Source organism: Caulobacter sp. GW821-FHT12F03, from assembly GCF_058806855.1.
In genome coordinates, this window is the sequence record NZ_JBXAQC010000006.1 from 29517 (window position 1) to 54216 (window position 24700).

At 70.1% G+C, this 24700-nt stretch carries 21 protein-coding genes; 3 read left to right on the plus strand and 18 right to left on the minus strand.

Annotated features, from left to right (window positions below; genetic code table 11):
* Window positions 1–30: 30 nt before the first annotated feature.
* The 7 genes from AC1RN0_RS14165 to AC1RN0_RS14195 all read right to left on the minus strand — a co-directional run bounded on the left by AC1RN0_RS14165 (window position 31) and on the right by AC1RN0_RS14195 (window position 8966).
* A complete protein-coding gene (locus AC1RN0_RS14165; protein ID WP_492788099.1) occupies window positions 31–2514 on the minus strand; it encodes a coiled-coil domain-containing protein in 2484 nt (827 codons plus the stop codon).
* A gap of 468 nt (window positions 2515–2982) precedes the next feature.
* The gene (locus AC1RN0_RS14170; RefSeq protein ID WP_492788100.1) at window positions 2983–4185 is read right to left on the minus strand and encodes a sialidase family protein; all 1203 of its coding nucleotides are present in this window, start codon (window positions 4183–4185) and stop codon (window positions 2983–2985) included.
* The gene (locus AC1RN0_RS14175; RefSeq protein WP_492788101.1) at window positions 4182–5351 is read right to left on the minus strand and encodes an MFS transporter; all 1170 of its coding nucleotides are present in this window, start codon (window positions 5349–5351) and stop codon (window positions 4182–4184) included. The genes AC1RN0_RS14170 and AC1RN0_RS14175 overlap by 4 nt, the downstream gene beginning before the upstream one ends.
* Before the next feature lie 27 nt (window positions 5352–5378).
* Complete coding sequence (locus AC1RN0_RS14180; protein ID WP_492788102.1) at window positions 5379–6416, minus strand: DUF1176 domain-containing protein; 1038 nt, start codon at window positions 6414–6416, stop codon at window positions 5379–5381.
* 2 nt (window positions 6417–6418) lie between these two features.
* Window positions 6419–6850: a hypothetical protein gene (locus AC1RN0_RS14185; RefSeq protein WP_492788103.1), complete on the minus strand. Its 432-nt coding sequence runs from the start codon at window positions 6848–6850 to the stop codon at window positions 6419–6421.
* Window positions 6847–7860 carry a phosphotransferase family protein gene (locus tag AC1RN0_RS14190; protein ID WP_492788104.1) on the minus strand — a complete coding sequence of 338 codons (1014 nt, stop codon included), beginning with the start codon at window positions 7858–7860 and terminating at the stop codon, window positions 6847–6849. Before AC1RN0_RS14190 ends, AC1RN0_RS14185 begins: the two co-directional genes overlap by 4 nt.
* A complete protein-coding gene (locus AC1RN0_RS14195; RefSeq protein WP_492788105.1) occupies window positions 7857–8966 on the minus strand; it encodes an Rv3169 family protein in 1110 nt (369 codons plus the stop codon). Before AC1RN0_RS14195 ends, AC1RN0_RS14190 begins: the two co-directional genes overlap by 4 nt.
* A gap of 109 nt (window positions 8967–9075) precedes the next feature.
* Here AC1RN0_RS14195 and AC1RN0_RS14200 point away from each other — a divergent pair, with 109 nt between their 5' ends.
* Complete coding sequence (locus AC1RN0_RS14200; protein WP_492788106.1) at window positions 9076–9453, plus strand: DUF423 domain-containing protein; 378 nt, start codon at window positions 9076–9078, stop codon at window positions 9451–9453.
* A 62-nt stretch (window positions 9454–9515) separates the two neighbouring features.
* Here AC1RN0_RS14200 and AC1RN0_RS14205 read toward each other — a convergent pair whose 3' ends face one another.
* Window positions 9516–9770: a hypothetical protein gene (locus AC1RN0_RS14205; protein ID WP_492788107.1), complete on the minus strand. Its 255-nt coding sequence runs from the start codon at window positions 9768–9770 to the stop codon at window positions 9516–9518.
* Window positions 9771–9999: 229 nt separating this feature from the next.
* Window positions 10000–11220: a multidrug effflux MFS transporter gene (locus AC1RN0_RS14210; RefSeq protein ID WP_492788108.1), complete on the minus strand. Its 1221-nt coding sequence runs from the start codon at window positions 11218–11220 to the stop codon at window positions 10000–10002.
* Window positions 11221–11322: 102 nt separating this feature from the next.
* Here AC1RN0_RS14210 and AC1RN0_RS14215 point away from each other — a divergent pair, with 102 nt between their 5' ends.
* Window positions 11323–12324 carry an alpha/beta fold hydrolase gene (locus AC1RN0_RS14215; RefSeq protein ID WP_492788109.1) on the plus strand — a complete coding sequence of 334 codons (1002 nt, stop codon included), beginning with the start codon at window positions 11323–11325 and terminating at the stop codon, window positions 12322–12324.
* Window positions 12325–12480: 156 nt separating this feature from the next.
* Window positions 12481–13476: a prolyl aminopeptidase gene (gene pip, locus AC1RN0_RS14220; RefSeq protein WP_492788110.1), complete on the plus strand. Its 996-nt coding sequence runs from the start codon at window positions 12481–12483 to the stop codon at window positions 13474–13476.
* A gap of 108 nt (window positions 13477–13584) precedes the next feature.
* On the opposite strand, the gene AC1RN0_RS14225 is transcribed toward pip, so the two are convergent.
* The 9 genes from AC1RN0_RS14225 to AC1RN0_RS14265 form a co-directional block, all read right to left on the minus strand.
* The gene (locus tag AC1RN0_RS14225; protein ID WP_492788111.1) at window positions 13585–13971 is read right to left on the minus strand and encodes a four helix bundle protein; all 387 of its coding nucleotides are present in this window, start codon (window positions 13969–13971) and stop codon (window positions 13585–13587) included.
* A gap of 74 nt (window positions 13972–14045) precedes the next feature.
* The gene (gene rodA / locus AC1RN0_RS14230) at window positions 14046–15203 is read right to left on the minus strand and encodes a rod shape-determining protein RodA (protein ID WP_492788112.1); all 1158 of its coding nucleotides are present in this window, start codon (window positions 15201–15203) and stop codon (window positions 14046–14048) included.
* The gene (mrdA, locus tag AC1RN0_RS14235) at window positions 15200–17194 is read right to left on the minus strand and encodes a penicillin-binding protein 2 (RefSeq protein WP_492788113.1); all 1995 of its coding nucleotides are present in this window, start codon (window positions 17192–17194) and stop codon (window positions 15200–15202) included. Before mrdA ends, rodA begins: the two co-directional genes overlap by 4 nt.
* Complete coding sequence (locus AC1RN0_RS14240; protein WP_492788114.1) at window positions 17191–17706, minus strand: hypothetical protein; 516 nt, start codon at window positions 17704–17706, stop codon at window positions 17191–17193. The genes mrdA and AC1RN0_RS14240 overlap by 4 nt, the downstream gene beginning before the upstream one ends.
* Window positions 17703–18782: a rod shape-determining protein MreC gene (gene mreC / locus AC1RN0_RS14245; RefSeq protein ID WP_492788115.1), complete on the minus strand. Its 1080-nt coding sequence runs from the start codon at window positions 18780–18782 to the stop codon at window positions 17703–17705. Before mreC ends, AC1RN0_RS14240 begins: the two co-directional genes overlap by 4 nt.
* A gap of 48 nt (window positions 18783–18830) precedes the next feature.
* Window positions 18831–19874: a rod shape-determining protein gene (locus AC1RN0_RS14250; RefSeq protein WP_492788116.1), complete on the minus strand. Its 1044-nt coding sequence runs from the start codon at window positions 19872–19874 to the stop codon at window positions 18831–18833.
* 171 nt (window positions 19875–20045) lie between these two features.
* On the minus strand, window positions 20046–20924 hold the full coding sequence (locus AC1RN0_RS14255) for a DMT family transporter (RefSeq protein WP_492788117.1): 879 nt from the start codon (window positions 20922–20924) through the stop codon (window positions 20046–20048).
* A 9-nt stretch (window positions 20925–20933) separates the two neighbouring features.
* Window positions 20934–22502: a 2-isopropylmalate synthase gene (locus tag AC1RN0_RS14260; protein WP_492788118.1), complete on the minus strand. Its 1569-nt coding sequence runs from the start codon at window positions 22500–22502 to the stop codon at window positions 20934–20936.
* 248 nt (window positions 22503–22750) lie between these two features.
* Window positions 22751–24697, minus strand: coding sequence for an alkyl/aryl-sulfatase (locus AC1RN0_RS14265; protein WP_492788119.1), 1947 nt, complete (start codon window positions 24695–24697; stop codon window positions 22751–22753).
* Window positions 24698–24700 lie beyond the last annotated feature (3 nt).

A 24700-nucleotide genomic window follows, 5' to 3' on the forward strand; every position in this document is an offset into this window, starting at 1 on the left:
CAATGACAGCCGATCCTGTTCCCGGCGCGCCTAGCCGAGATCGCCCGCCGCGGCGTCCAGCAGCAGGTAGGCCCGGCCGCCGTCGGAGGCCAGCAGGGTCCCCGCCAGCAGGCCGCTGCGGTCGCGCTCGCCCGCTTCCTCGATCATCCCGCCGAAACGCTGCAGGAAGCGTTCGGTCTGGCCGCGCATGGCGGCGTCGGAGAACAGGCGGCGGACGAGACGGCGGATGGCGGCCGGGGCCAGGCGGCGGACCACCTCGCGCGCGCCCTCGACGTCGCGCGTCTGGACGGCGGCGGCGATCTCGTCGATGCGGTTGCGCGGCAGCAGGGCGGCGGGGTCGATGCCCATGCCGGCGATTTCGGCGGCCATGCGCTCGGCCAGGCTCTCCGGATCCCCCGCATCGCTGTCGATCGAGGTCAGCAGGTCCTTCCAGCTCCAGCCGCTCTCGCCGGGCTCGTGCGCGGGCTGGGGCGCCGGCGTGCGACCGCCGGCGGTCTCGAACACGCTGCGGAATTCCTCGTCCGTGGCGGTCGGCGTCAGCTTGAGGCGCGGGCGAAGGCCGGCGGCCTCGGCCGAGGGCGACGGCGGCGCCTCGGCGGCGCGGATCGCCGTCTCGACGCGCTGGGTGCGGCTGGCCCCGATGGCCGGCGCGGCGTTGCCGGCGGCCCCGGCGACCACACCCATGACCTTCACGGCCTCGCTGAGCATGTCGTAGTTGCGACGGACGCGTTCCTGGAAGGTGGCGTCGATCGTCTGGGTCTCTTCGGCGGCGCGGCGCGCCGCGGCCAGCAGGTCGTCCATGCTCTGCTCGACCGAGACGCGGACTTCCTCGACCCGGGCGCGGGCGGCCTCGGGCAGGCGCGAGGCGCGGGCGTCGACCTCGCCGAGCATGCGCTCCAGTTCGGCCAGGGCGCCGCGGGCGGAGGCGGCCCCCTGCTCCAGCTTCTGGGCCGTGGCGGCGCCGGCCTGCTCGACCATCTGGGCCGACTGCTCGATCAGGTCGCGGGCCTCGGTCAGGCGCGCCTCGAACACTGCGTCGGCCTTCTGGTGCGCGGCGAAGGCGGCTTCGCTCAGCTGGTCGACACGCTGGCTGGCGGCCTCGGCGTGGCCCTCGGCCACCTCGCGGGCGGCCTGGGCGGCGGCGCCGAGCCGCTCGATGGCCTGCTTCAGATCATCTTCCAGACCGTCGCGCTCGCGGGCCGCCGCGGAGCCGACCAGCGAAAGCGCCTGGGCGGCTTCCTCGCCGAGCGCGGCGCGTTCGGCGCGGGCGTGTTCAGTCAGGGCCTCGAAGCGCTCGGCGGCGTCGGCGATCAGCTGACGCAGGGCCTCGGCGCCCTTGGCCGCCTGTTCGCCGAGGTTGGTCGCGCCCTCGGTGGCGTGGATCATGAACTCGGACAGCTGCGCCGTGCGGCTCTCGGCCAGGGCGGCGAAGTCTTCCTGATCGGCGCGCAGGGCGTGGGCGACCGTGACGAGCGACGCCCGCTGCTGGGTCAGGCCCTCCTCGACCAGACGCATCTGGTCGCCGACGCCGACGCCGGCCGTCTCCAGGCGGGCGACCTGACGGGCCAGGTCCTCGCCGGCCACGCGGGCGGCGTCGCTGGCCTCGCCCGCGGCGGCGGCCAGATCGGCGGCGCGGGCGGCCAGGGCGGCCTCGGCCTCGCGCAGCTGGGTTTCGGCCAGGTCGGACGCCTCGGCGACCATGCGGGCCTGGCTGGTGATGGAGTCGGTGACGGCGGTGGCGCGGGCGTCGAGCTCGCCGCTCAGTTCGGCCAGCTGTTCGCGCTCGGCGCCGAGCGTCGTGGCCAGATCGGCGGCGACGCGGGTCGACTGGGCGGCGGCGGCGGCGAGACGCTCGGTCTCCTCGGCCATGGCCTGGCGCAGCGCCAGCATGGTCTCGCGCGCCTCATGGGCGGCGCCGGCGGCGCTGTCGATCTGCAGGCGGACGGACTCAATCACCGAGCCGGTTTCGGCGGCGGCCATGGCGGCCGGACCGAGCAGGCGGGAAGTCGTGTCGCGCGCCCGGCGCACCTCGGCGGCCAGTTTGCGGCCCTGAACCAGGGCGTAGGCGGCGACGAACACCAGCGCCGCCGGGCCGATGGCCAGGACGGCGAACAGGCCGAGCGCGAGCGGGTCGTCGCCGAGCGGTTCGATCTTCCACCTCCAGCCCAGCGCGAACGCGACGGGCGCCACGGCCCACAGGGCGCTGACGAGAAACGCGCCGATCCAGATCGGGCTGCCCGAGGGCTCCTTGATCTTCTCGGCGCGGTACAGGACCGCCGGCGGCAGCGGCGGCTCGGCGTTGGGTTCGACCGGTCGGACCGGCGTCGGCGGCGCGGCGTCCTCGGCGGCCATCTCGACCATCGGCGGCGCCTGGCGGATCTCCAGTTCGGCCTCGAGCGACGGCGGGGCGTCCAGCTCGCTTTCGGCGATCTGTTCAGCGACCTGCTGCGAGGCGGCGACCTCGCGCGACACGCGGGAGAAATCGAACGGAGAGCGGGGCTTCCTGGCCGTCATTCGCGGGTCGCGGTCCTGCAGGGGCCAAGAAGACAAAATGCCGCGCGATCGCCGGCCCCACACCTCGCGCGCTGGGAGAAACCTAACGGTGAAACTCGCCCGGGAAAAGGGCTTGAAAAGGTTTCGTTAACGTCCGCCCCGTGACGGACGGTCGCGCAGGCTCAAACAACGTGAACCGGGGTCCGTCTGACCCCCTGGCCGGGGCAGGTCGCGGGCGTTTCGCGCGGCGTCGGGGCGGCGCGCCGGTCCGGATTTGCGGGGGCCGAAACCGGGGCGACGGGCCGCGCGAAGTCGGCCTCGACCCCGAACTGGGCGAGGACCACGGAGGCGCCCCACAAGACAAGCGCGGCGATGATTTCGAGCAGAGCCTGCACGGCCCGTCCCCCGACCCCGGATAGCGACGTTATCCGTCAGGACTCGCCGCGCTTCAACCGCCGGGGGCATGAAGTTTTGGTCATCATCCGCGCGTCACCGCGCCGTGGCGGCGGCCTCAGGCTGATGGAACGTCGCCTCGACGTCGAACCAGTCGACCGGCAGCACCGCCAGGTACTCCTGCGAGCCTCCCGGCGGCAGCGACCGGCCCAGCACCCGATAGGTGACGTAGACCTTGCCGTTGGAGATCAGGATCGCCGGATACTCGACCCGCCCGACCGGCGCGATGGCCTCCAGGTCGCGGACGCCGCCCCAGGTCAGGCCGCCGTCGTGGCTGACCGCCGAGGACAGCGTGAGCCGCCGGCCGAACTGGGCGCTTTTCGGCCCCAGACAACAGCGGTTCCAGATAACCATCAAGGTTCCGTCCGGCCCGGGCAGCCGCACCGCCTCGCCCGGCGAGGCCCCGGTGACGAGGGTTGTCGGCGCCGGCGCTGTCCAGTGCTCTCCCCGATCGGTCGAGGTCGTGGCGTACAGGCCGCCGGCAAGGGTGCGGCCCAGCATCAGCAGCGAGCCGTCGAGGCGCTCGACGATACTGGCCTCCCAGAAGCTCGGCAGCACCGACATGCCCTTCGGCGCGCGGTAGCCGGGGATCATCACCGGCACGTTGATGGTCTGGTCTGACACCTTCCAGCTGCGGCCGTTGTCGTCGGACCGGGCGACGCGGGTGGCGTCCTGCTCGGGATTGACGCTCAGCTTGACGTGCAACGGGATCACCAGCCGGCCGCTCGCGAGCACCGTCAGGCGGTCGTGAGCGCTGGTGCAGTAGGCGATCGGCGGGCAGACCGGGACCGGATCGGACCAGGTCTTTCCCTCGTCCCTCGACCAGCGGAACACCTTGTCGGCGACCGCGCCGTCGGTGATGCGGCTGTAGCTGACGCCGAGTTCGCCCGAGGCCAGACGCGCCAGCGCCGGCTGCACGGCGCTGGGCCCCGGGCCATGGAACAGGGTGCGCGGGCGGGTCCAGGTCCGGCCGTCGTCGCCCGAGGTCATCACCGCGATGTCGGCCGGCCAGTGGTCGATCGACACCCCGGCCTTCTTGCGATGGCGGGTGACGAGATGAAACAGCCGCCCGTCCTTCAGACGGATCGTCGCCCCGGCGCCGTTGCGGACATAACCGTCGGCGACCGGGACCATGAGCGCGCCGCGCAGGCCGCCGACCTCGCGGGCCAGGGGATCGTCGCCCCGCGGCGCGCAGGCTGTCAGGGCCATCAGGCCCAGCAGAACGCCCCATCGCCTCATGCCGCCGCCCTCGCCTTCCGCCCGGCCACCGCGAGCCGCCAGGCGCCGATCAGTCCGACCAGCGCCAGCCCCGACATGCCGAGATAGCCCCGCGCGCCGGCCACGTCATAGAGACGGCCGCTGGCGAGGGTCGCAAGCCCGATGATCAGGCCGCCGGACACGGCCGAGCTGATGGTCTGGGCCGCCGAGGCGCTGTGGGCCGGGGCGTTGCGCTCGATGAGCTGCAGCGAGCCCATGAACACCGCCGCGAAACTGAGGGCGTGCAGGGTCTGCAGAGGAAACAGCAGCCAGACCGGCGGGGTGAAGGCGAAGGCCGTCCAGCGGACCGCGGCCGCGACCCCGCCGAGGATCACCAGCCGCTCGGGGCCGAGCCTTCGCCGCAGGGGCTCGCAGAACCACATGAAGGCGATCTCGGCGGCCACGCCGGTGGCCCACAGCAGGCCGACCACCGTCGCGGGCACGCCCTGGGCTTTCCACAGCAACGCCGAGAAGGCGTAGTAGAAGGCGTGGGTCGCCTGGATCAGCGCCGTCGAGCCGACCGCCAGCAGGAACGGCCGGTTGCGCATCAGGTCCGACACGCCGCGCCAGCGGTCCCGCCGGCCGGGCCGCTCGCCCGTCTCATGCACCGGATCGGGCGGCAGCAGGAAACGCGCGGCCAGGGCCACCGACAGGCCGGCGGCGCAGATCCAGGGGATGACGATGTCCGGCCCAAGCCGCGCGATCAGCGCGCCCATGCCGATGTTGGCGACGACGAAGGCCATCGAGCCGATGCCGCGCGGCAGGCCGTAGTTGAAGCCCTCCGTCCGCGCCCGGCGCATGGTCAGCACATCGCCCAGCGGGATGATGGTGGACAGGAAGCTGGAGGCCGCCAGCCAGAACACCAGCCAGGGCCCGAAGCCGCTGACCAGGCCGATCAGGCCATAGCTGGCGCCGCAGGCCGCGCCGAGCAGGATCATCGGCGTGCGGCGGATGCGGAAGCCGTCGGCCCAGACCGCCAGCGCCGGGGCGATGATCACCCGCGCCAGCATCGGCGCCGACAGGATCACGCCGATCTGCAGCCCGCTGAGGCCATGGGCGCGGAACCAGACCGGCATGTAGGGCAGGCTCGCCCCGGTGCCGATGAAGATCGAGCAGTAGAACAGGCCGAGCAGGGTGGCGCGTGACATGCCCCGCGCTAGCAGAGTCGGGCCCGTTTAGCGAACCGCCGCCTGGAACAGGACCGGCCAGTCGTCGCCGGGCACGCCCCGGCAATCGGGCATCAGCCGCATCGACAGCACCTGGAAGGCCTTGCCGTCCCAGATCCACTGGACCTCGTCGCCGCAGTCGCCGAGGCCCCTGCCCTTGGCGAAGCTGCCGAGAATGCGGGTGTCGGGGTCGTAGTCGAGGTTCATCGGGTCGCTGATGCTCGTCTGCTCGAGGCCGGCCGGCAGCGGCAGACTGATCAGACGGGGATTGCGCCCCGCCTCGTCGGCCAGGATCAGGCTGTGGACGGCGTTGTAGGCCCCGAGACTGCAGACCGGCGCGTAGAGCACGACGCCGGGCGACAGCCGGGCGATCAGCGGCTCGACCGCGCGGTCCTCCATGTCCTCGCAGTCGCCGACGAGCTTCATCACCGGGGCGGGGACGGCCGTTGGAAGGCCGGTCTGCGAAACCGCCGCGCCGGCGGTGATCACCGGGGCCGGCGGGACCACGATGGCGGTCGGCGCTCCCGTCCCGCGACCGAGCGCAGTCGGCGAGCCGATCCGGTGTTGCTGGTCGTCGATCCACAGCATGGTCGCCGCGCCGCCGGACAGCGACAGGGTCATCGGCGGCTTGCCCTTGCGGGCGATCGACAGGGTCGATCCGTCCCGCGCGGCGAGCGCCAGGGCGCGGCCGGCCGCCACCGGAACCTCGGCGCGCCAGAAGCCCGTGCCGTCCTGCACCGGCGACAGGACGCCCAGCCCGGCGACGGGCTTCCCGTCGATGGTCAGGGCCCAGGGGCCGCCGCCGACCTCGGGGTCATCCTCGGCGTAGATGGCGATGACAATCGCGACCGGCGCGCCGGCGTCGCCCGCGCGTTCCAGCCGCAGCCAGGCGACGTCGGCGTCGTCAGGCGCATAGGTGAAGGCCACGCAGGTGTTGCGGTTGTCGCAGACCGCCGACCAGTCCCGGAAGCTCTTCACCCCGGCCGCCCCGGCGCCCCCCGCCGTCAGCAACGTCAGTCCGGCGGTCAGGGCGACGAGGGTGCGCATGGTCAACTCGCGGGCAGAGGCGGCAGGTCGAGGCGACGCGCCTCGGCCATCTGAACGTAGAGCCCCCGGATGACGGTATCCAGAGCGGCGTCGCGGGCGTTCTCCACGGCGATATGCAGCGCGATCAGCGCGCGGCGCAGGGCGGCGTTGGCCGCGTCCAGGGCGGTCAGCGACAGATCGCCGTCCTCGCCCGCGGCGGCCTCGGCGAACGCGGCGCCATAGGTCGGCGCCGAGCGGGCCAGAAGTTCGCGGATGGCGCCGTTTTCCCACACCCGGGCGGCGATGCCGCGTTCGGCTTCCTGGGCGCAGAGCAGGCTGATCATGCCGGTGACGGCCACGCGGCTCTGCAGGAAGTCGCCCGTCGACTCCGGCGGCGGCGGCTCCATCAGGGCGATGAAGTTGCCCTGCAGCAGTTCGGGAACGGTCGGGGTCATGCGAGCGCCTCCAGCGCGGCGAGCCGGTTGGCCAGCACCAGGTCCTGCTGGCGCGCCGTGTACCAGCCCGACAGGCCGAGCACGGGATCCCTGAAGCCGCCGGCGCGGAACTCCTTGGCCGAAGAGGTCCAGATGGCCTGGCCCTTGACCGAGGCGAACAGGTCCCACCAGGCCAGGGCGGCCGGATCGACCTTGAGGCCGCTGGCCCGTTCCCAGATGGCGATGGCTTCCTCGCGCGGAACCATGCCCGAGACCCGGTCGGTCTCGCCGTAGCACCAGAGCGGCTCCATGGCCCAGCCGAGGTCCTCCAGCGGATCGCCGATGTGGGCCATCTCCCAGTCCAGCAGGGCGATGACCTTGCCGGCGCCGTCGTGCATGAAGTTGCCGGTCCGGTAGTCGCCGTGCACCACCGACAGCTTCTGGGCCGGCGGCGGCGGGCTGGCGCGCAGGCGGCGGATGCAGGCGCGCACGATCGGCTGCGGATGCTCCTCGTCGGCGTCGATGACGCCTTCCCAGTAGTCGAGTTCCTTCTTCCAGCAGGCGTCCAGCGCCGGGGCCGTGGCGGCCTCGGCGATCGGCAGGGTCGCCGGGTCGGCGGCCGCGATCTGGCCGAGGTGGCCGAAGAACTGCTCGCCGATGGCCCGTGCGTGCTCGCCGTAGGGGGCGACGGTGAACGGGCTCTGCGCCTTGCCGCCGTCGATGCGGCCCATGATGAAGAACGGCCGCTCGAGTTCGGCGCCCTCCTCTTCCAGCGCCACCGCTTCAGGCACCGGCAGGCCACAGCCGAAGAACGAGCGGAAGGCGAGGAACTCCAGCTTCCGCTCGGTGTCGATCAGGCTGCCCACCGGGTCGCGGCGCAGGATCAGGCCGCGCGTCCCGCCGTTGACCTCGACGTCGAAGCGATAGGTCTCGCGGCTCGCCCCGCCCGGAATGCGGGCGATGGTCGTGACCCGCGCGGGCGTCTCCCAGATGCGGGTCAGATAGGCTTCGAGCTGGTCCTGCAGTGTCACTTGGCCATGTCCATGATGCCGGTGAAGCCCGACGGGCCATGCGGGCCGATGACCAGCTGCTCGAGCACGCCCCGGCCCTTGCGCACCTTGCCGGCGGCGTCGGTATAGACCACGTCCGACAGCGCCTGGACATGCAGGTTGAACGGCAGGGTCGGGTCGGCCTCCGACAGTTTGATGTCCTCCCGCTCGACCGTCAGCTGGCCGTGCAGCTGGCCGTGGCCCCAGGTCGGATGGGTATAGCCGAGGCCCATCATCTGGAACTCGTAGATCGGCTGGAAGGCCACCGACCCGGCCGGCTTGCCGTAGTCGTCGGTCAGGGTCACGACCGCGCTCCTGGCGTGGCGGGAGTTGCTCTTCCACTCAATGGCGGCGGCGCCGTTCAGGTGATGCATCTGCTCTTCGGTCGAGCCGTCCGGCGTCCAGACGGCCCGGGTGTTCCACGGCCGCCCGGTCGCGTCCTCGTTGCTGTGGAAGAAGAAGCTGCCATCGTCGAAGCTCGACGGCGACCACAGCCAGTAGAACTGCGGGGCCGAGGGCGGGACCACCTCCTGGCTGTCGCGGAAGCCGACGGGCCGCACGCCCCACGACCGGTCGCGGGTGCCGACGAAGCCGTCGACCGAGCGGCGCTCGCCGTCCAGCTCGATCCAGCCGGTGTAGTGGCCGTTCTGGGTCAGGCGGGTGTAGTCCATGAAGGTGCGCGTGCCCTGGCGACGGACGAAGCGCGGCTCCTCGATCGGATGGGCGCGGCTCTCGAAGGTGATCTCGGCCTTCAGGCCGTGCTCGGGCGAGTCGACGCTGAGCTTGAGGCGGTGCAGCGGCTCGAGGATCTCGATCGCCACCGGCCCGACCTTCAGGTCCAGCCGGTCGACCAGCCAGCCGCTGGCGTGCAGCGCCGTCTCGACGCCATTGCGCACGACCACGAAAGCGGCGTCGACGACGTTCAGATGCGGATAGACGCCGAACGCGGCGGCGAAGAAGTCCTCGCCGGCCTGCGGATGATAGCCGTTGAAGAAATACCGGTCGTAGAAGTTCCGGTCGGTCCCCGAATAGGCGACCGGCTCCGCCGTCTGGTGGATCGGGAAATCGTCGCCTTTGGTGAGCGCCATGGCCTTGTTCCTCCAACGGCCGGTCGCTTCTCACAGGAGCGTTTCAGGCCTACAGCCTCCAAAGTGAACGATGACAACCTGACTAGGCAACCGTGACGGTGGGGAAAGCATGACCGGCTGGACGAGACGCACCTGGATGACGCTGGCGGCGATCAGCGGATTCGCCGCCGTGGCCATCGGCGCCTTCGCCGCGCACGGGGTTTCGGACCCTGTGGCGAAAGACTGGCTGAAGACCGGCGCGACCTACGAATTCATGCACACCATGGCGACCTTCGCCTGCGCGACCTTCATGAACATCGGCGCGAGGCGGGCGCGGTTCGCCCCGGCCTTCTTCCTCGGCGGGACGGTGCTGTTCTCGGGATCGCTCTACGCCCTGGCGCTCGGCGGGCCGCACTGGCTGGTGTTCGCGACGCCGCTGGGCGGGGTCGGCTTCCTGATCGGCTGGGGCGTTCTCGCCTGGGCCGCGCGCGGCGTGGATCAGACCTAAGGGGACTGGTTTGCCATTGCGGACGAAACGCGGCGGCTCCACTCTTCCTCAAGTCGAGGCGATCAAGACATGAAGCGAACGGCAGTCACTCTGACAGTGATCGCAGCGATGGCGATTTCGTTGACCGTTCTCTCCGTCATCATGGCTCGATCGGCGAATATGCCGTCCTGCTCCGCCAGAGTGGGTGAGATCTGCATCACCAGAACGAGCGACGGTCCGGTTCTCGAAGGGGTCGAAAGGTCCTCGCAGATCGAGATGGAGCGGTACGCCTTCTCGTTTCGGAGCGCTTCGGGAAGCGCGTACGAACTGATCGTCATCAGGGACGAATCCCTGAATGAGATCAAGGCGCGCCCAGCGCGCGGAGCCAGCACATCGCGGATTGAGACCCGGATGTGGAACGGAGCGAAGGCAAGCGCCTACGTCATACGCGGCTCTGTGCCCGGTGTTTCCGTCAAAATTTGCGTCGAGTCGTGGCTATGGCCGCAGTGTAGTGGGTCGGGGACCTTGACCCGTCTGACGGCCTATCGCGGCTAGGCGCCGTCGAAGTCAGGCCGCCGCGCTCTTCCTCGGCAGCGCCAACCCCCACAGCGCCGCGCTCGAGCCCAGCAGACAGACCATCATCACCGCCGCCATCGGCCGGGCGGTGCCGTCGTGCAGCACGCCGCCGAGCCAGGAGGCGAACGCCCCGGCCGCGAACGACAGGCCGCCCATCAGGGCCGAGGTGGAGCCGGCCCGCCTGGGGTCGACGTTCAGCGCCCCGGCCATGGTGTTGCCGGCCATCAGGCCGTAGCTGGCGAGGCAGGCGAACAGCAGCGGCAGCACCAGCCATTTGCCGCCGAGCCCCGTCAGGGCCGACAGCACCAGCAGCGCGCCGAAGCCGAGCGCCGCCAGACTGGCGCGGGCCAGCACCTGGTCGGGCGAGATCCGGCGCAGGAGGATACGGTTGACCTGGCCCGCCCCGATCACGCCGAAGGCGTTGCAGGCGAACACGATCGTGTAGAGGAACGGGGTGAAGCCGTAGGTCTCGATCATCAGGCCCGATGACGAGGAGATGTAGGTGAACAGCAGCGCGCCGTTGAGCCCGCCGCCGACGCAGTAGCCGATCAGTCGCCGGTTGGAGAGCAGCGCGCCGTAGGCCCTGAGCGGACTTTCGGACCGCGCCTGGAGCGCGGTGGCCTCGGACCGGCTCTCGCGCAGTCGGAAGAACACGGCCAGGCCGCAGAGCGTGCCGAATGCGGCCAGCACCCAGAAGATCGCCCGCCAGCCCAGCGCCTGCAGCACCACCGCGCCCGACATCGGCGCGAGGATGGGGGCCAGGCCCATGATCAGGGTCAGCAGCGACAGCATGCGCGCCGTCTCGGTGTGGTCGAACAGGTCGCGGACCACGGCCCGCGCCACCACGGCCCCGGCGCAGCCGCCCAGCGCCTGGACAAAGCGCGCCGCGATCAGCCACTCCGGTCCCCGCGCCAGGGCGCAGGCGATCGAGGCGGCGACATAGACCACGACGCCGACGAGGATCGGAATGCGACGCCCGAAACGGTCCGACGCCGGCCCGTAGAGGAACTGGCCGATGGCCATGCCGAACAGGAACACCGCCAGGGTCGCCTGCTGCTGGCTGGCGCTGGCGTGCAGGGCCGCCCCGATCGACGGAAAGGCCGGCAGGTACATGTCGATCGACATCGGCGCGAACGCCGTCAGCGATCCGAGCAGGAAGACCAGGCCCCAGGGCGTGGCGGACGGGCGGGAAGGTGCGGGCGAAGGGTTCAAGGTGGAGCGTGTTTAATGCGATGCATTCCGATTGTCTCCCTCCCCTTGCCTTCCCCGACGACCACCCGTCAGGGTCGGGAAAAACAGATGGGGAAACGCCAGATGTCCGCTCTCAACGCCATGATGCCGCCCGTGCAGTACGCCGACGTCAACGGCATCCGCATGGCCTACTACGAAGCCGGCCCCGAGGGTCAGGGCGTGCCGCTGGTCTTCTGCCACGGCTTCCCGGAGCTGGCCTTCTCCTGGCGCCATCAGTTGAAGGCGCTGTCGGAGGCGGGCCGCTGGGTCATCGCGCCCGACCAGCGCGGCTACGGCCTGACCGACCAGCCGGCCGACGTCCTGAGCTACGATCTCGAAAACCTCTGCGCCGACCTGATCGCCCTGCTCGACCAGAAGGGCATCCAGAAGGCCATCTTCGTCGGCCACGACTGGGGCGGCATCATCGTCTGGCACATGGCCATCCGCCATCCCGACCGGGTCGCCGGGGTCATCGGCCTGAACACGCCGTTCAACGCCCGCTCGCCGGTCGACCCCATCGCCATCATGCGCAAACGGATGGGCGACCGGATGTACATCGTCCACTTCCAGACGCCGGGCGAGGCCGACGCCGTGCTCAACGCCGACGCTCGCAAGGTGATGGACATGTTCCTGCGCCGGCCCATCGACATGCCGGGCGCGTCCCAGGGCTTCGCCTCGGAACGCAAGGAGGGCGATCCGTCGCTGTTCGCCATGGTCGACGCCATCGCGGCCTACGACCCGGCGGTCGACCCCCGGCCCTTCTTTCTCACCGACGAGGAGTTCGAGGCCTTCGTCGAGACCTTCGAGCGCACGGGCTTCACCGGCGGCATCAACTGGTACCGCAACTTCACCCGCAACTGGGAGCAGTCGGCGAACCTCGAGTACCGCGTGCGCCAGCCCAGCCTGATGATCATGGCCGAGAAGGACGCGGTCCTGCCGCCCTCCTCCGCCGACGGCATGGAAAACCTGATCCCAGACCTGGAAAAGCAGCTGGTGCTGGGCTCCGGCCACTGGACCCAGCAGGAGGAGCCCGAGCAGGTGAACCGGCTGATCCTCGACTGGCTGGGGCGGCGGTTTCCGCTGTAGTGCGACCTTCGACACGGCGCTTCGCGCCAACCCAGGATGACGTACGCCAGGGCAGGTCATGGTGAGCAGCGCCCGCCGGGCGCATGTCGAACCACGCAACGTGTCGGGGCTCGTTTGTCATTGGCCCCGGCGCCTCCGCGGCGCTAGAACAGCCGTATGGATCGTTCAGCGTCTCCGTCCTCCCCCGGTCATTCCAGCTCGCGCCGGAGCCTGTATCCCGAGGTCGAGGCCTACAACATCGGCTGGCTGCCGACGGGCGGGCCGCACGAGCTGTACTACGAGGAATGCGGCAACCCGAAGGGCAAGGCGGCGGTCGTGCTGCACGGCGGCCCCGGCGGCGCGATCAACCCGACCATGCGGCGGTTCTTCGACCCGGCGAAGTGGCGCGTGGCGCTGTTCGACCAGCGCGGTTGCGGCAAGAGTCGGCCCAACGCCAGCCTCGAGGACAACACCACCTGGTCGCTGATCGAGGACATCGAGCGGCTGCGCGAGCATCTGGGCGTCGAGAAGTGGACCGTGTTCGGCGGCTCCTGGGGATCGACCCTGGCGCTGGCCTACGCCATCACCCATCCCGAGCGCGTCGAGGCCCTGGTGCTGCGCGGCGTGTTCCTGCTGACCCAGCGCGAGCTGAAGTGGTTCTACCAGGACGGGGCGTCGTTCCTGTTCCCCGACGCCTGGGAGCGGTTCGTCGGGCCGATCCCCAAGGGCGAGCGGCACGATATGATCGCCGCCTATCACAAGCGGCTGGTCCACTCCGACCGCAAGGTGCAGGCCGAAGCCGCCGCCGCCTGGAGCCAGTGGGAGGGCGACACCCTGTCGATCCGCGGCCCGGAAGCCCGCCCGCCGAAGTTCAACGAGGTCGATTTCGCCATCGCCTTCGCCCGCATCGAATGCCACTTCTTCGCCAACAAGGGCTTCTTCCCCGAGGACGGCTGGCTGCTGAAGCAGGTCGAGAAGATCCGCAAGATTCCCGGCTGGATCGTTCAGGGTCGCTTCGACGTGGTCACGCCGCTGGAAAGCGCCTGGGCGCTGCACAAGGCCTGGCCCGAGAGCCGCTTCAACATCATCTGGGACGCCGGCCACGCCTCGACCGAGCCGGGCGTCATCGATGCCCTGATCCGCGCGACGGACGAGGCGGCGCGGCTTAGGTAGGGGCCAGGGGCCAGGGGCCAGGGGCCAGGGGCCAGGGGCCAGGGGCCAGGGGCCAGGGGCCAGGGGCCAGGGGCTAGGGACTAGGGGCTAGGGGCTAGGGGCTAGGGGCTAGGCAGAGCGTTTGGCTGGAAGCGTGCTCTTCAATCTGCGTTTCAGGGAGCCGAGCATTCTCCCGACCTCGTCCGACAGCGCCATAGCCGTCGACGCTCGCTCCGCCGGAAGCAGGCCGGTCCGCACAGCGAGCACCAGGAGCGTTTCTGTCTCGGCCAGCGAGCCACCGGCGATACTCAGGAATTTCAGAAATTCGCGTGGACCCGACCGCGCATGTCCTTCCGCGATATTTGCCGGCACCGAGACGACCGATCGCAGAACCTGGCTTGTCAGTCGATACTGCTCGGCCTGGGGCAGCAGCCGGGACAAACGATAGACCTCTTCCGCCAGGTCCATGGCCCGCCGCCAGACAACGAGATCCTTGTAAGACGTTACGGGCGCCATCTAGCCCCTAGTCCCTAATCCCTAGCCCCTCATACACGCGCATAGGTCGCATAAATAGGCGCCAAAGCCAGCGGCTACATCAACGAGCCACGCCCGCTGGTGACTTCAGAATACCTGTGCACTCGCACCGACTGCACCAGCCCGAACCCGATCATCACCGTCATCATGACGGTGCCGCCGTAGCTGAGCAGCGGCATCGGCACGCCCACCACCGGGGCCAGACCCATGACCATGGCGCCGTTGATCAGGACGTAGAGGGCGAAGGTCGCGGTCACGCCGGCGGCGGACAGGCGGCCGAAGTGGCTGTGGCTGACCGAGGCCATCCGCAGGGCCATGAAGATGATCGCCCCGTAGAGGAACAGGATCGAGAAGCAGCCGGCGAAGCCGAACTCCTCGGCCAGGGTGGCGAACATGAAGTCGGTGTGTTTCTCGGGCAGGAAGTCCAGCTGGCTCTGACTGCCGAGACCATAGCCCTTGCCCAGCAGCCCGCCGGCGCCGAGCGCGATCTTGGACTGCAGGATGTGATAGCCGGCGCCCTTCGGATCGTTCTCCGGGTGCAGGAAGGTCAGGATCCGCTGACGCTGGTAGTCGTGCAGCACGAACATCACGAACGGGATCGCCGCGCCGACGCCGAGCACGACGCCGGCCCCGATGACGCGCCAGGACAGGCCGGCCAGGATCATGATCGCCAGCCCCGTCGCCGCGATCAGGATCGCGGTGCCGAGGTCGGGCTGCAGCGCCACCAGCAGGGTCGGCGCGCCGATCATCGCCACCGGCACCAGCAGCCACCAGCTCAAGCGGGCGTTGTCGGCGGAGATGCCGTGGTAGAACCGCGCCAGCGCCAGCACGATGCCGATCTTCATCACCTCGGACGGCTGGAAGCGAAGCGGCCCCAGCTCCAGCCAGCGCTGCGCGCCCTTGGCGCTGTCGCCGACGAGATCGACGCCGACCAGCAGGATCAGCGCCATGACGTAGACCGGATAGGCCGCCGCGAACCAGACGCGCAGGTCGACCATGGCCAGCACAATCATCATCACGAAGAACACGGCGAAGCGGATCAGGTGCGGCGCCGCCCACGGCATCCACGAGGACTCGGCGGCCGAGAACATCATCATCCCGCCCGCCCCCGCGATGAGGCAGAGGATCAGGCAGAAGGTCCAGTCGATCTCGGTGAACTTGACGATCAGCCGATCGCGTTCGCCGGGACGGGTGAGGCCGCCGCTGAGGGTCATGGGAGCGTTCCAGGCGGCGTGGGCGGCGGGGGGCCGACATCGGCGGGCAGCGGCGCGGCGCCCTCGACCGGCGCGTTGGGGTCGATCTCGGGCATCGGCAGCGGCTTTTCGATCCGCGCGCGCAGTTCCGGGTCCTTGAGCAGGGCCACGCGCATGACCTCGCGGGCGCGCGGCGCGGCGGCCGTGGCGCCGCCCAGGCCGCCGTGCTCGATCAGCACCGAGATGGCGTAGCGCGGATCGTCGATCGGGGCGAAGGCGATGAACCAGTTGTGGTCTTTCAGGGACCAGCGGACGCCGGCGCTCTTGCGCGACTCGCCGGTCTTGAACACCCGCACCTGGGCCGTGCCGGTCTTGCCGGCCATGAGGATGTCGCCCAGGCCCAGCTGGCTCTGGCGATAGGCGGTGCCCGAGGTGTCGTTGGCCACGGCGATCATGCCGCCGCGGACATAGTCGAGCAGCTCCTTGGAATACGGCAGGTCCGGCACGGCGTCGCCGTGCGGCTGGTCCACCCCGCCGACCGACTTGATCAGGCGCGGATTGAGGGCCTTCTTGCCGTTGGCGAGGCGGGCGGTCATCACCGCCGACTGCAGCGGGTTCACCGCGATCAGGCCCTGACCGATGCCGTAGTTGACGGTGTCGCCCGGAAACCAGGTCCGGTTGGCCGGATTGCGATTGGCCTTCCGCTTCCACTCGGTGGAGCCAACGATGCCCTTCTTCTGGCCCGGAATGCCGATGTCGAAGGTGCCGCCGAGGCCAAAGGCGTGAGCCGCGGCGGCGATCGGATCGGGTCCGACCTTCAGCGCCGTCTGGTAGAAATAGATGTCGCAGGAGTTCTTGATCGCGTCGTGCATGTTCTGCGACCCGTGCCGGCCCCAGCAGTGCCAGGTCCGGCCGCCGAAGTCCCAGCTGCCGCCGCAGTTGACGCGGACCTCGGGGTTGACCCCCGCCGACAGCGCGGCCAGCGCCACCATCGGCTTGAAGGTCGAGCCCGGCGGGTAGGTGCCGCTCATGGCCTTGTCGAGCAGCGGCTTGCGTTCGTACTGCGCCAGCGCGCGGTATTCCGGCCCGGCGAGCCCCTTGACGAAGCGGTTGGCGTCGAAGCTGGGCGTCGAGGCCATGCACAGCAGGTCGCCGGTGCGGCAGTCCATCACCACGATGGCGCCGCTCTCCTCGCCCATCACCTCGAGGGCGCGGTTCTGGATGTCGGCGTCCAGGGTCAGGCGGATTTCCTTGCCCGGCGTGGCGGGAATGTCGCCGCCCGGATCCTGGCGCACGACGCGGCCGCGCGAGTCGACCTCCTGCTTCTGCGCCCCGGCCTTGCCGCGCAGTTCGACGTCGAAGGCCTTCTCCACCCCCTGCCGGCCGATGCGGAAGCCGGGATTGTAGAGCAGCGGGTCAGGGCTGATGCCGGCCTTCTTGGCCGCATCGATATCCTTGTCGTTGACCCGCGCCACATAGCCGATGACGTGGGCGAAGGCGCCGCCGTAGGGATAGACCCGCACCTCGCCCATGTCGGCGGTGACGCCGGCGAGCTCCGGCGCGCGGACGTTGATGCGCGAGAACTCCTCCCAGCTCATGTCCTCCATGACCTGGACCGGCGCCTTCTTCGGCGCGCGCTTGATGTCCTTGATCAGCCGGTCGCGCTTCTTGGGATCGATGGCGACCAGGGTGGCGATGTCGTCGACCGTCTTCTCCACGTCCATGTCCGTCTCACGCGAGACGAGCAGGCGGAAGTTGGGCCGGTTGGAGGCCAGGGTCACGCCGTTGCGATCGAGGATCAGGCCGCGCGGCGGAGGCACGAGGCGGAAGTTGAACTGGTTGGACTGGGCGAGCTTCTGGTAGCGCTGCGCCTCGACGATCTGCAGGTGCACCAGCCGGCCGGTCAGGGCCAGCAGGCCGGCGCCGGTCAGGCCGCCCATGAGGAACGCACGCCGGGTAAAGGCGCCCTGCTTCTCGTTGACCTCGCTGAAGAAGATTGTCGGTTCGCTCATCGGAACCTCACGTCCGCGTCTTCGAAGCGGTCGATCAGCCGGTGGGCGAACGGATAGAGGATGGCGGTGGCGAGGAACTGCCAGATCACGCCGACGATGCTGGGCGCGGCCTTCACGTCGAGCATGGTGATCAGGTAGCCGGCGGTCAGGGCCGCCAGCGTCATGCCGGCGTACCAGGCCCACATCATCGGCCGGCTCTGGCCGGTCATCATGTTGCGCATGGCAAGGGTCACCGCATAGGCCAGCAGCAGGGACACGGCCCACAGCCCGAGCGCGCCGCCCCAGTAGAGGTCGAGAAACAGGCCCATCAGCAACAGCACCACCGGCGCCAGGATCGAGGGCCGGATCACCGCCCAGCCGAAGGCGCAGACCATCGGAAAGACCGGCTCGGGCAGGCGCAGGCCGAACAGCTGGATCGGGGCCGCCAGCAGGATGGTCGCGCCGATGCAGAGCAGGGCCGGCACGCCGATCCAGCGCCAGGGGTCAAGCGGCCGGGCGGCCGAGAAGCTCATTGAGCGGGCCTCGCCGCGGCGGCGGGCTTCGGCGCCGCGGTCGCGGGCGGTGTGACGGGCTTCGCCGCCGGCGCCGTGGCGGGCTTCGGCGGCGGCGCGGCGGTCGCAGACGGGGTCGCCGGGGGCGTCGCGGGCTTCGGCGCCGGCGCCGGGGCGCCGATGATGCGCTCGTCAGGGTTCTCGGTGATCACCGGTGGCAGATGGGTCTGGGCCAGGGCGGCCTGGTCGGCCAGCTGCGAATAGTCCTTGAACTTGAGGATGCGGACCCAGTCGATCGCGCCGGCGTCGGCGTCGAGCACCACGCGCCAGCGGCCGTCGAGGCCCTTGACCGCCCGGCCGACCGGCAGGCCGCGCGGCAGCACGCCGCCGTCGCCGCTGGTCAGCACCCGGTCGCCCTGGTGCACCGCGTCGCGGCCGCGCAGGTATTCGAGTTTCGGATTGGGGCCGCCGTCGCCGGTCAGAATGGCGCGGGCGTTGCTGCGGTCGATCATCACCGGGGTGCGCGAGGCCACATCGGTCAGCAGCAGCACGCGGCTGGCGCTGCCCGACACCCCGACCACCCGGCCGACCAGGCCGCGCTCGCTGAGCACCGGGAAGCCGACCACCACGCCGGCGTTGGCCCCGGCGTTGGCCAGGCGGGCGTTGGCGAACGGGCCGCGCGAGTCCGTGACAACACGGGCGGTGACCATCGGGATCGGTGGATCGGTCTGCACCCCGAGCATGGCCCGCAGGCGTTCGTTCTCGTCGCGCAGACGCACGGCTTCGTCCGCCTGCGTCTGCAGGCCGACGATCACCTTGTGCAGGCGGCGGTTTTCGTGGGCGACGGCGACGTAGCTGCGCAGCCATCCGAGCAGGTCGCCGGTCCAGCGGCCGGGCGCGGCGACCGCGCCGCCGACGGGGGCCGACACCGTGTCCACGGCCTGGCGCGCCGCGCCGTAGGCTTCAGTCTGGAACGTTTCGCGACGGTCGCTGAGCAAAATCGAGACGCCCACGACGGCGCAGACGATCAGGGCCACCACTGCCATCCAGGTCAGCGGAACCTTCAATTCGCCGAACGAATCCTGACGCAGAGCCACCCGATGTCTCCGTCAGGGCCACCCCCGGCCCCGACTCATATGCTGATGTTACGCGAGAGTGCTTTCCAGCACGCCCTTCATCCACTTCGGGTGTTCAAGAACCTTGCCACAGCCGAGCGCGACGCAGGACAGCGGGTCATCGGCCACCGTCACCGGCAGGCCGGTGTGGTCGCGGATCTCGGCGTCGAGCCCGCGCAGCAGCGCGCCGCCGCCGGTCAGCATGATGCCCTTGTCGGCGATGTCGCTGGCCAGTTCCGGCGGCGTGGCTTCCAGCGCGACCTTCACGGCCTCGACGATCTGGTTCACAGGTTCGGCCAGGGCGTCGGCCGCCTGCTTCTCCGAAATGCGCACCTCGCGGGGAACGCCCTGCATCAGGTCGCGACCCTTGACGTCGATCGACAGGCCTTCGCCGTCGGCCGGCGCGCGGGCGGTGCCGATTTCCTTCTTGATCCGCTCGGCGGTGGTCTCGCCGATCAGCAGGTTATGGTGGCGGCGCATGTAGCTGATGATCGCCTCGTCCATCTTGTCGCCGCCGACGCGCACGCTGCGCGAATAGACGATGCCCGAGAGGGACAGCACGGCCACCTCGGTGGTGCCGCCGCCGATGTCGACGACCATCGAGCCGGTCGGCTCATGGATCGGCAGGCCGGCGCCGATGGCCGCGGCCATCGGTTCGTCGATCAGGCCGACGCGGCGGGCCGAGGCGTTGAGGCAGGAGTCGTTGATCGCGCGGCGCTCGACCGCGGTGGCGCCGGACGGCACGCAGACGATGACCTTGGGGTTCACGAAGCCCTTGCGGTTATGAACCTTGCGGATGAAGTGCTTGATCATTTCCTCGGCGACTTCGAAGTCGGCGATGACCCCGTCGCGCATCGGACGGATGGCTTCCATGTGGCCCGGCGTGCGGCCCAGCATCTGCTTGGCCTCGATGCCGACGGCGTGCACGATCTTGCGGCCGCCGACATTGCGAAGCGCCACAACGCTCGGCTCGTTCAGCACGATGCCCTTGCCCTTCATGTAGATGAGGGTGTTGGCGGTGCCGAGGTCGATGGCGATGTCATTCGAGATGGCGCCGAAGAGTGAGCCGAACATTCAGAGCCTTGAGTCTGAGAGCTTTTGGGACGGGCGAGGCAGGGCCTGCAAGCCTTGCACCAATCCGCGAACGCGCCCTCCGGACGCAGCATCGCCGGGTGGCAGGGCAAGCTGACGACACGCCGTGTGCACCGCGAACGTGTTGATTTCAAGGTCTATTGCGGCGGCGTCTTAACCGAACGCCGCGAGGATCACCCCGACCGCCGTTACGCCGCCCGCCAGCCATTGGCGCAACGTCACCTGTTCGGCGAAAAGCCGGCGTCCGGCCAGCGCCGCCAGCGGCATTTCGACCACCCCCACCGCGCGCACCGGACCGGCCGGCGACAGGGCCAGGGCGGTGAACCAGCCGGCCGAGGCCAGGGCTCCGAACAGGCCGGCCCCCAGCGACACGCGCCAGGATCCCAGCGCCGAGCGCAGCGAGGGTCGGTCCCGCATGGCCATCCACAGCGTCAGTCCGGCCGACTGCATCGCCTGGACGATCGCCACGGTGACCAGGGCGGCGGGGATGTGATGGACCGGGTCGAGCGCCAGGGCGCTCTGGCGGAAGGCGTTGGCCGAGACAGCGAAGCAGAACCCCGACAGGGTCCCGAGGCCCGCCGCGCTCCAGTCGCGCACCGGCTCGCCCGTTCGCGGCCAGGACAGCACCACCAGACCGGCCGAGGCCAGCAGCACCCCGCCCCACCCCGGCAGGCTCAGATGATCGTGAAACACCAGCAGCCCCAGCAGCGCCGCGAACGGCAGGCCGCTCTGCTGGAACGCGGTGCCCAGCGCGAAGCTCGAGCGATGCATCGCGGTCAGCAGCGCCGCCGTGGCCCCCAGCTGCATCGCCCCGCCGAGCGCCGCCCAGGCCAGGGTCACCGGCGTGACCCGCAGGTCCGACGGCGTCAGCAGCAGGACCACGGCCGAGAACAGGATGCTGAACGGCAGGCCGAACAGGAACCGCACCAGGGTCGCGCCCCACGGCCCGGCCCCGGTCAGCAGGCTGCGCTGCGCCGCGTTCCGCGCGACCTGAAAGCCGGCGGCCGCGACGGTAATGGGAATCCAGAGCATGGAGCGGGGCTAGAAGCCGCTCGCGATCGCCGTGTCGGGCTTGCCCTTTTCCTTGCGGGAAAAGAGGTTGTTGAGCGCGTTGACATAGGCCTTGGCGCTGGCGGTGAGCGTATCGGTATCCGCCGCCGCGCCGGTGGCGATGCGGCCGTCCTCTTCCAGACGCACCGACACCTGGGCCTGGGCGTCCGTGCCTTCGGTCACCGCGTGCACCTGGAACAGCCGCAGGGCGGCCTTGTGCGGCACGATCTCGTGGATGGCGTTGAACACCGCGTCGACCGGACCGTCGCCGCTGGCCTGGGCGCTCTTCTCGACGTCGTCGACGGCCAGGGTCAGCTCGGCCGACTGGCCCTCGGTGCCGGCCACGACGCGCAGGTGCACGACGCGGATGCGTTCGGAGCCGCGCGCCAGGGCGTCGTCGACCAGGGCGATCAGGTCATCGTCGAAGACGTGCTTCTTCTTGTCGGCCAGTTCCTTGAAGCGGACGAAGGCCTCGTTCAGGGCGTTCTGGCCCAGGTCGTAGCCCAGCGCCTTCAGCTTCTCGCGGAACGCATGACGACCTGAGTGCTTGCCCATGACCAGGTTGGTGGCGCCCTGCCCCACGTCCTCCGGCTTCATGATCTCGTAGGTCTCGGCGTTCTTGAGCATGCCGTCCTGGTGGATGCCGCTCTCGTGCGCGAAGGCGTTCTTGCCGACGATGGCCTTGTTGAACTGCACCGGGAACCCGGTGATGGCCGAGACGTAGCGGCTGGCGCGGGTGATGTGGATCGGGTCCACCTCGCTGTCAAAGCCCAGGGTCTCGCCGCGGACCTTCAGGGCCATGACGATCTCTTCCAGCGCCGCGTTGCCGGCGCGCTCGCCGATGCCGTTGATGGCGCACTCGACCTGGCGGGCCCCGCCCTGCAGGGCGGCGATCGAGTTGGCCACGGCCAGGCCCAGGTCGTTGTGGCAGTGGGCCGAGAAGACCACCTTGTCGGCGCCGGGCACGTTGGTGATCACGTCCCGGAACATGGCGGCGTACTCTTCGGGGAAGCTGTAGCCGACGGTGTCGGGCAGGTTGATCGTCGAGGCCCCGGCGCGGATCGCCGCCTCCACGCAGCGCAGCAGGAAGTCGCGCTCCGTACGGGTGGCGTCCTCGGCCGACCATTCGACGTCGCCGCACAGGTTGCGGGCCCGGCCGACGGAGGCGGTGACGGCCTCCAGCACGGCGTCCGGCTCCATCTGCAGCTTCCACTTCATGTGCACCGGGCTGGTGGAGATGAAGGTGTGGATGCGGCCGCGCGCGGCGGGCTTGATCGCCTCGGCGCAGCGGTCGATGTCGACGGCGGCGGCGCGGGCCAGGCCGCAGACCGTGCTTTCGGTGACGATCCGCGAGATGGCGCGGACGGCCTCGAAGTCGCCGTTGGAGGCGATCGGGAAGCCGGCCTCGATGACGTCGACGCCCATCTCCTCGAGGATCTTGGCCAGCTCGAGCTTCTCGTCGTGGCTCATGGAGGCGCCGGGCGATTGCTCGCCGTCGCGCATGGTGGTGTCGAAGATGATGACGCGGTCGCGCGAGGCGGCGGATACGGGGGCGGTCATGTAACGTCTCTGCAAAGGTCGAATGCCGGGATCAGGGTGCGGATCAAAAAAGCCCCTGAGCGCCAGGCCGCGGTCGTGCGGTCAGGCGGACGCCCAGGGGCGGCTAAGCCCCAGCGCGAGTAGAAGCAGATCGGCGCGATCACGTTGCATGCCTGACGAATACCGGAATCCCGCGATTCAAGCAACAGTCTTGCGCCGGAGCGCGCTCGAAGCCGCGCCGGCGCAAGAACTTTCCGTCTGAGGACGACCTACTCCGGGCGCGTAACGATCGGGAAGCCGCCGGCCGGCTTGTCGAACCAGCCGACCAGCTTCTGCAGGGCGAACGGATTGCCCGACACCTTGGCCTCGCCCGACGCCACCTTCGGCGCTAGCGGGGCGCCGGTGAACAGCGACTGCATCAGCAGGGCGCGCGGCAGGGTCAGGGTGGCGTCGGCCTTCGCGTCGTCCGCCGCCGCCTCGGCCGTCAGGACCCCGTGCCGGACCTGGACGAGGTAGCGCTCGCCCCGGTCGGTGAACACGAACAGGATGCGCAGCTCGCTGTCGCCGGCCTTGGCCGGATCCAGCCGCACGGCCAGCAGGTCGAAGATCATCGGCGACGGCAGGTTGGCGATCATGTCGCTCGACCCGGCCGCCGGGGTGGCCTTGATGCCGTTGCGCAGTTCGTCGGCGCCGGTCAGGTACATGTTGCGCCACAGGGCGCTCTCGGCCTGGTAGCCCATCTGGTCGTAGGCGCGCGCCAGGGCCTCCTTCGCCGCCGTGTCGGTCGGCGCCGACAGGACGATGTTGTTCAGCAGGATCGCCGCCCAGCGGTAGTCGCCCTTGTCGTGGGCCGCCTGGGCCAGGGCCCGGACCTTGTCGGCGCCGCCCATGGCCTCGACATAGCGCGCCGCCTCGTCGGCGGGCGGCAGGGTCGCCAGATGCACGGGGTTGGCGTCGTACCAGCCCATGTAGCGCTGATAGACCGCCCGGCTGTTGAAGCTCATGGTCCCGTAGTAGCCGCGGTTGAACCACTCGCGCGCCAGCACCGGCGGCAGGGCGATGCGGTTGGCGATCTCGTCGGCGACATAGCCCTGGTTCATCAGCCGCACGGTCTGGTCGTGCAGGTATTTGTAGGCGTCGCGGTGATCGGCCAGGTAGCCGCGCACGACCTCCCCGCCGAACCGCGGCCAGCCGTGGCTGGTGAACATCACGTCGGTGCGCGGACCGTAGAGCGCCAGCGACTCCGACAGGTAGCCGGCCCAGGCCCTGGCGTCGCGGACCAGCGCCCCGCGCGGCGTCAGCACATTGTGCATGGTGGCGTTGGCGTTCTCGGCCATGCACAGCACGCGCAGGTCGGGGAAGAACAGGTTCATCTCGGCCGGCGCCTCGGTGCCCGGCGTGATCTGGAACTCCATCTTCACGCCGTCGACCGTCAGCACCTGGCCCGTGTGGTCGATGTTCACCGTTGGGGCGATCAGCGTCACCGTGCCCTTGGAGATGCCCTTGCCGATGCCGGAGCTGACCTGGCCGTCGACGCCCGGCGTCAGGCCGTAGCCGAACTGGAAGGTCGCCCGGCGGCTCATGGCCACGCCGGCGATGACGTTCTCGCTGACCGCCTCCTCGAGGAAGCCCTTGGGCGCGATGATCTGCACCCGGCCCGCGTCGACGTCAGCCTGGCTGACGATGCCCTTCACCCCGCCGAAGTGGTCGGTGTGACTGTGGGTGTAGATGACCGCCACGATCGGCCGGGCGCCGAGCTTTTCGGTCACCAGGGCGTAGGCGGCCTTCGCCACCTCGGCCGTGGTCAGGGGATCGATGACGATCCAGCCGGTCTGGCCCTTGATGAAGGTGATGTTCGACACGTCGAAGCCGCGCACCTGCCAGATGGTGTCGCTGACCTGGAACAGCCCGCTCTTCGACAGCAGCTGCGCCTGCCGCCACAGGCTGGGGTTCACCGTGTCGGGCGCCTCCCCCTTGAGGAAGTCGTAGGCCGACAGGTCCCAGGCCACGACGCCGTCGGCGCGGCGGATGACCGGGTCGGCCAGACTGCCCATGAAGCCGCGGGTGGCGAAGTCGAAGTCCTGGCGATCCTCGAACGGCAGGGACTTCTTCAGCGCCGCCTGGGCCTTGCCGGTGGCGGCGGACGGCGCCTCGGCGGCGGCCGCCGGGCCGGCCAGCATCAGCGAAGCCGTCAGAACGGCGAACAGTCGGCGCATGGT

Bases quoted from the DNA above. Each gene is read 5' to 3' on its own strand.
- AC1RN0_RS14165 (WP_492788099.1), bottom strand. From the start codon at position 2,514: ATGACGGCCAGGAAGCCCCGCTCTCCGTTCGATTTCTCCCGCGTGTCG.
- AC1RN0_RS14170 (WP_492788100.1), bottom strand. From the start codon at position 4,185: ATGAGGCGATGGGGCGTTCTGCTGGGCCTGATGGCCCTGACAGCCTGC.
- AC1RN0_RS14175 (WP_492788101.1), bottom strand. From the start codon at position 5,351: ATGTCACGCGCCACCCTGCTCGGCCTGTTCTACTGCTCGATCTTCATC.
- AC1RN0_RS14180 (WP_492788102.1), bottom strand. From the start codon at position 6,416: ATGCGCACCCTCGTCGCCCTGACCGCCGGACTGACGTTGCTGACGGCG.
- AC1RN0_RS14185 (WP_492788103.1), bottom strand. From the start codon at position 6,850: ATGACCCCGACCGTTCCCGAACTGCTGCAGGGCAACTTCATCGCCCTG.
- AC1RN0_RS14195 (WP_492788105.1), bottom strand. From the start codon at position 8,966: ATGGCGCTCACCAAAGGCGACGATTTCCCGATCCACCAGACGGCGGAG.
- AC1RN0_RS14200 (WP_492788106.1), top strand. From the start codon at position 9,076: ATGACCGGCTGGACGAGACGCACCTGGATGACGCTGGCGGCGATCAGC.
- AC1RN0_RS14205 (WP_492788107.1), bottom strand. From the start codon at position 9,770: ATGACGATCAGTTCGTACGCGCTTCCCGAAGCGCTCCGAAACGAGAAG.
- AC1RN0_RS14215 (WP_492788109.1), top strand. From the start codon at position 11,323: ATGTCCGCTCTCAACGCCATGATGCCGCCCGTGCAGTACGCCGACGTC.
- pip (WP_492788110.1), top strand. From the start codon at position 12,481: ATGGATCGTTCAGCGTCTCCGTCCTCCCCCGGTCATTCCAGCTCGCGC.
- AC1RN0_RS14225 (WP_492788111.1), bottom strand. From the start codon at position 13,971: ATGGCGCCCGTAACGTCTTACAAGGATCTCGTTGTCTGGCGGCGGGCC.
- rodA (WP_492788112.1), bottom strand. From the start codon at position 15,203: ATGACCCTCAGCGGCGGCCTCACCCGTCCCGGCGAACGCGATCGGCTG.
- mrdA (WP_492788113.1), bottom strand. From the start codon at position 17,194: ATGAGCGAACCGACAATCTTCTTCAGCGAGGTCAACGAGAAGCAGGGC.
- AC1RN0_RS14240 (WP_492788114.1), bottom strand. From the start codon at position 17,706: ATGAGCTTCTCGGCCGCCCGGCCGCTTGACCCCTGGCGCTGGATCGGC.
- AC1RN0_RS14250 (WP_492788116.1), bottom strand. From the start codon at position 19,874: ATGTTCGGCTCACTCTTCGGCGCCATCTCGAATGACATCGCCATCGAC.
- AC1RN0_RS14255 (WP_492788117.1), bottom strand. From the start codon at position 20,924: ATGCTCTGGATTCCCATTACCGTCGCGGCCGCCGGCTTTCAGGTCGCG.
- AC1RN0_RS14260 (WP_492788118.1), bottom strand. From the start codon at position 22,502: ATGACCGCCCCCGTATCCGCCGCCTCGCGCGACCGCGTCATCATCTTC.
- AC1RN0_RS14265 (WP_492788119.1), bottom strand. From the start codon at position 24,697: ATGCGCCGACTGTTCGCCGTTCTGACGGCTTCGCTGATGCTGGCCGGC.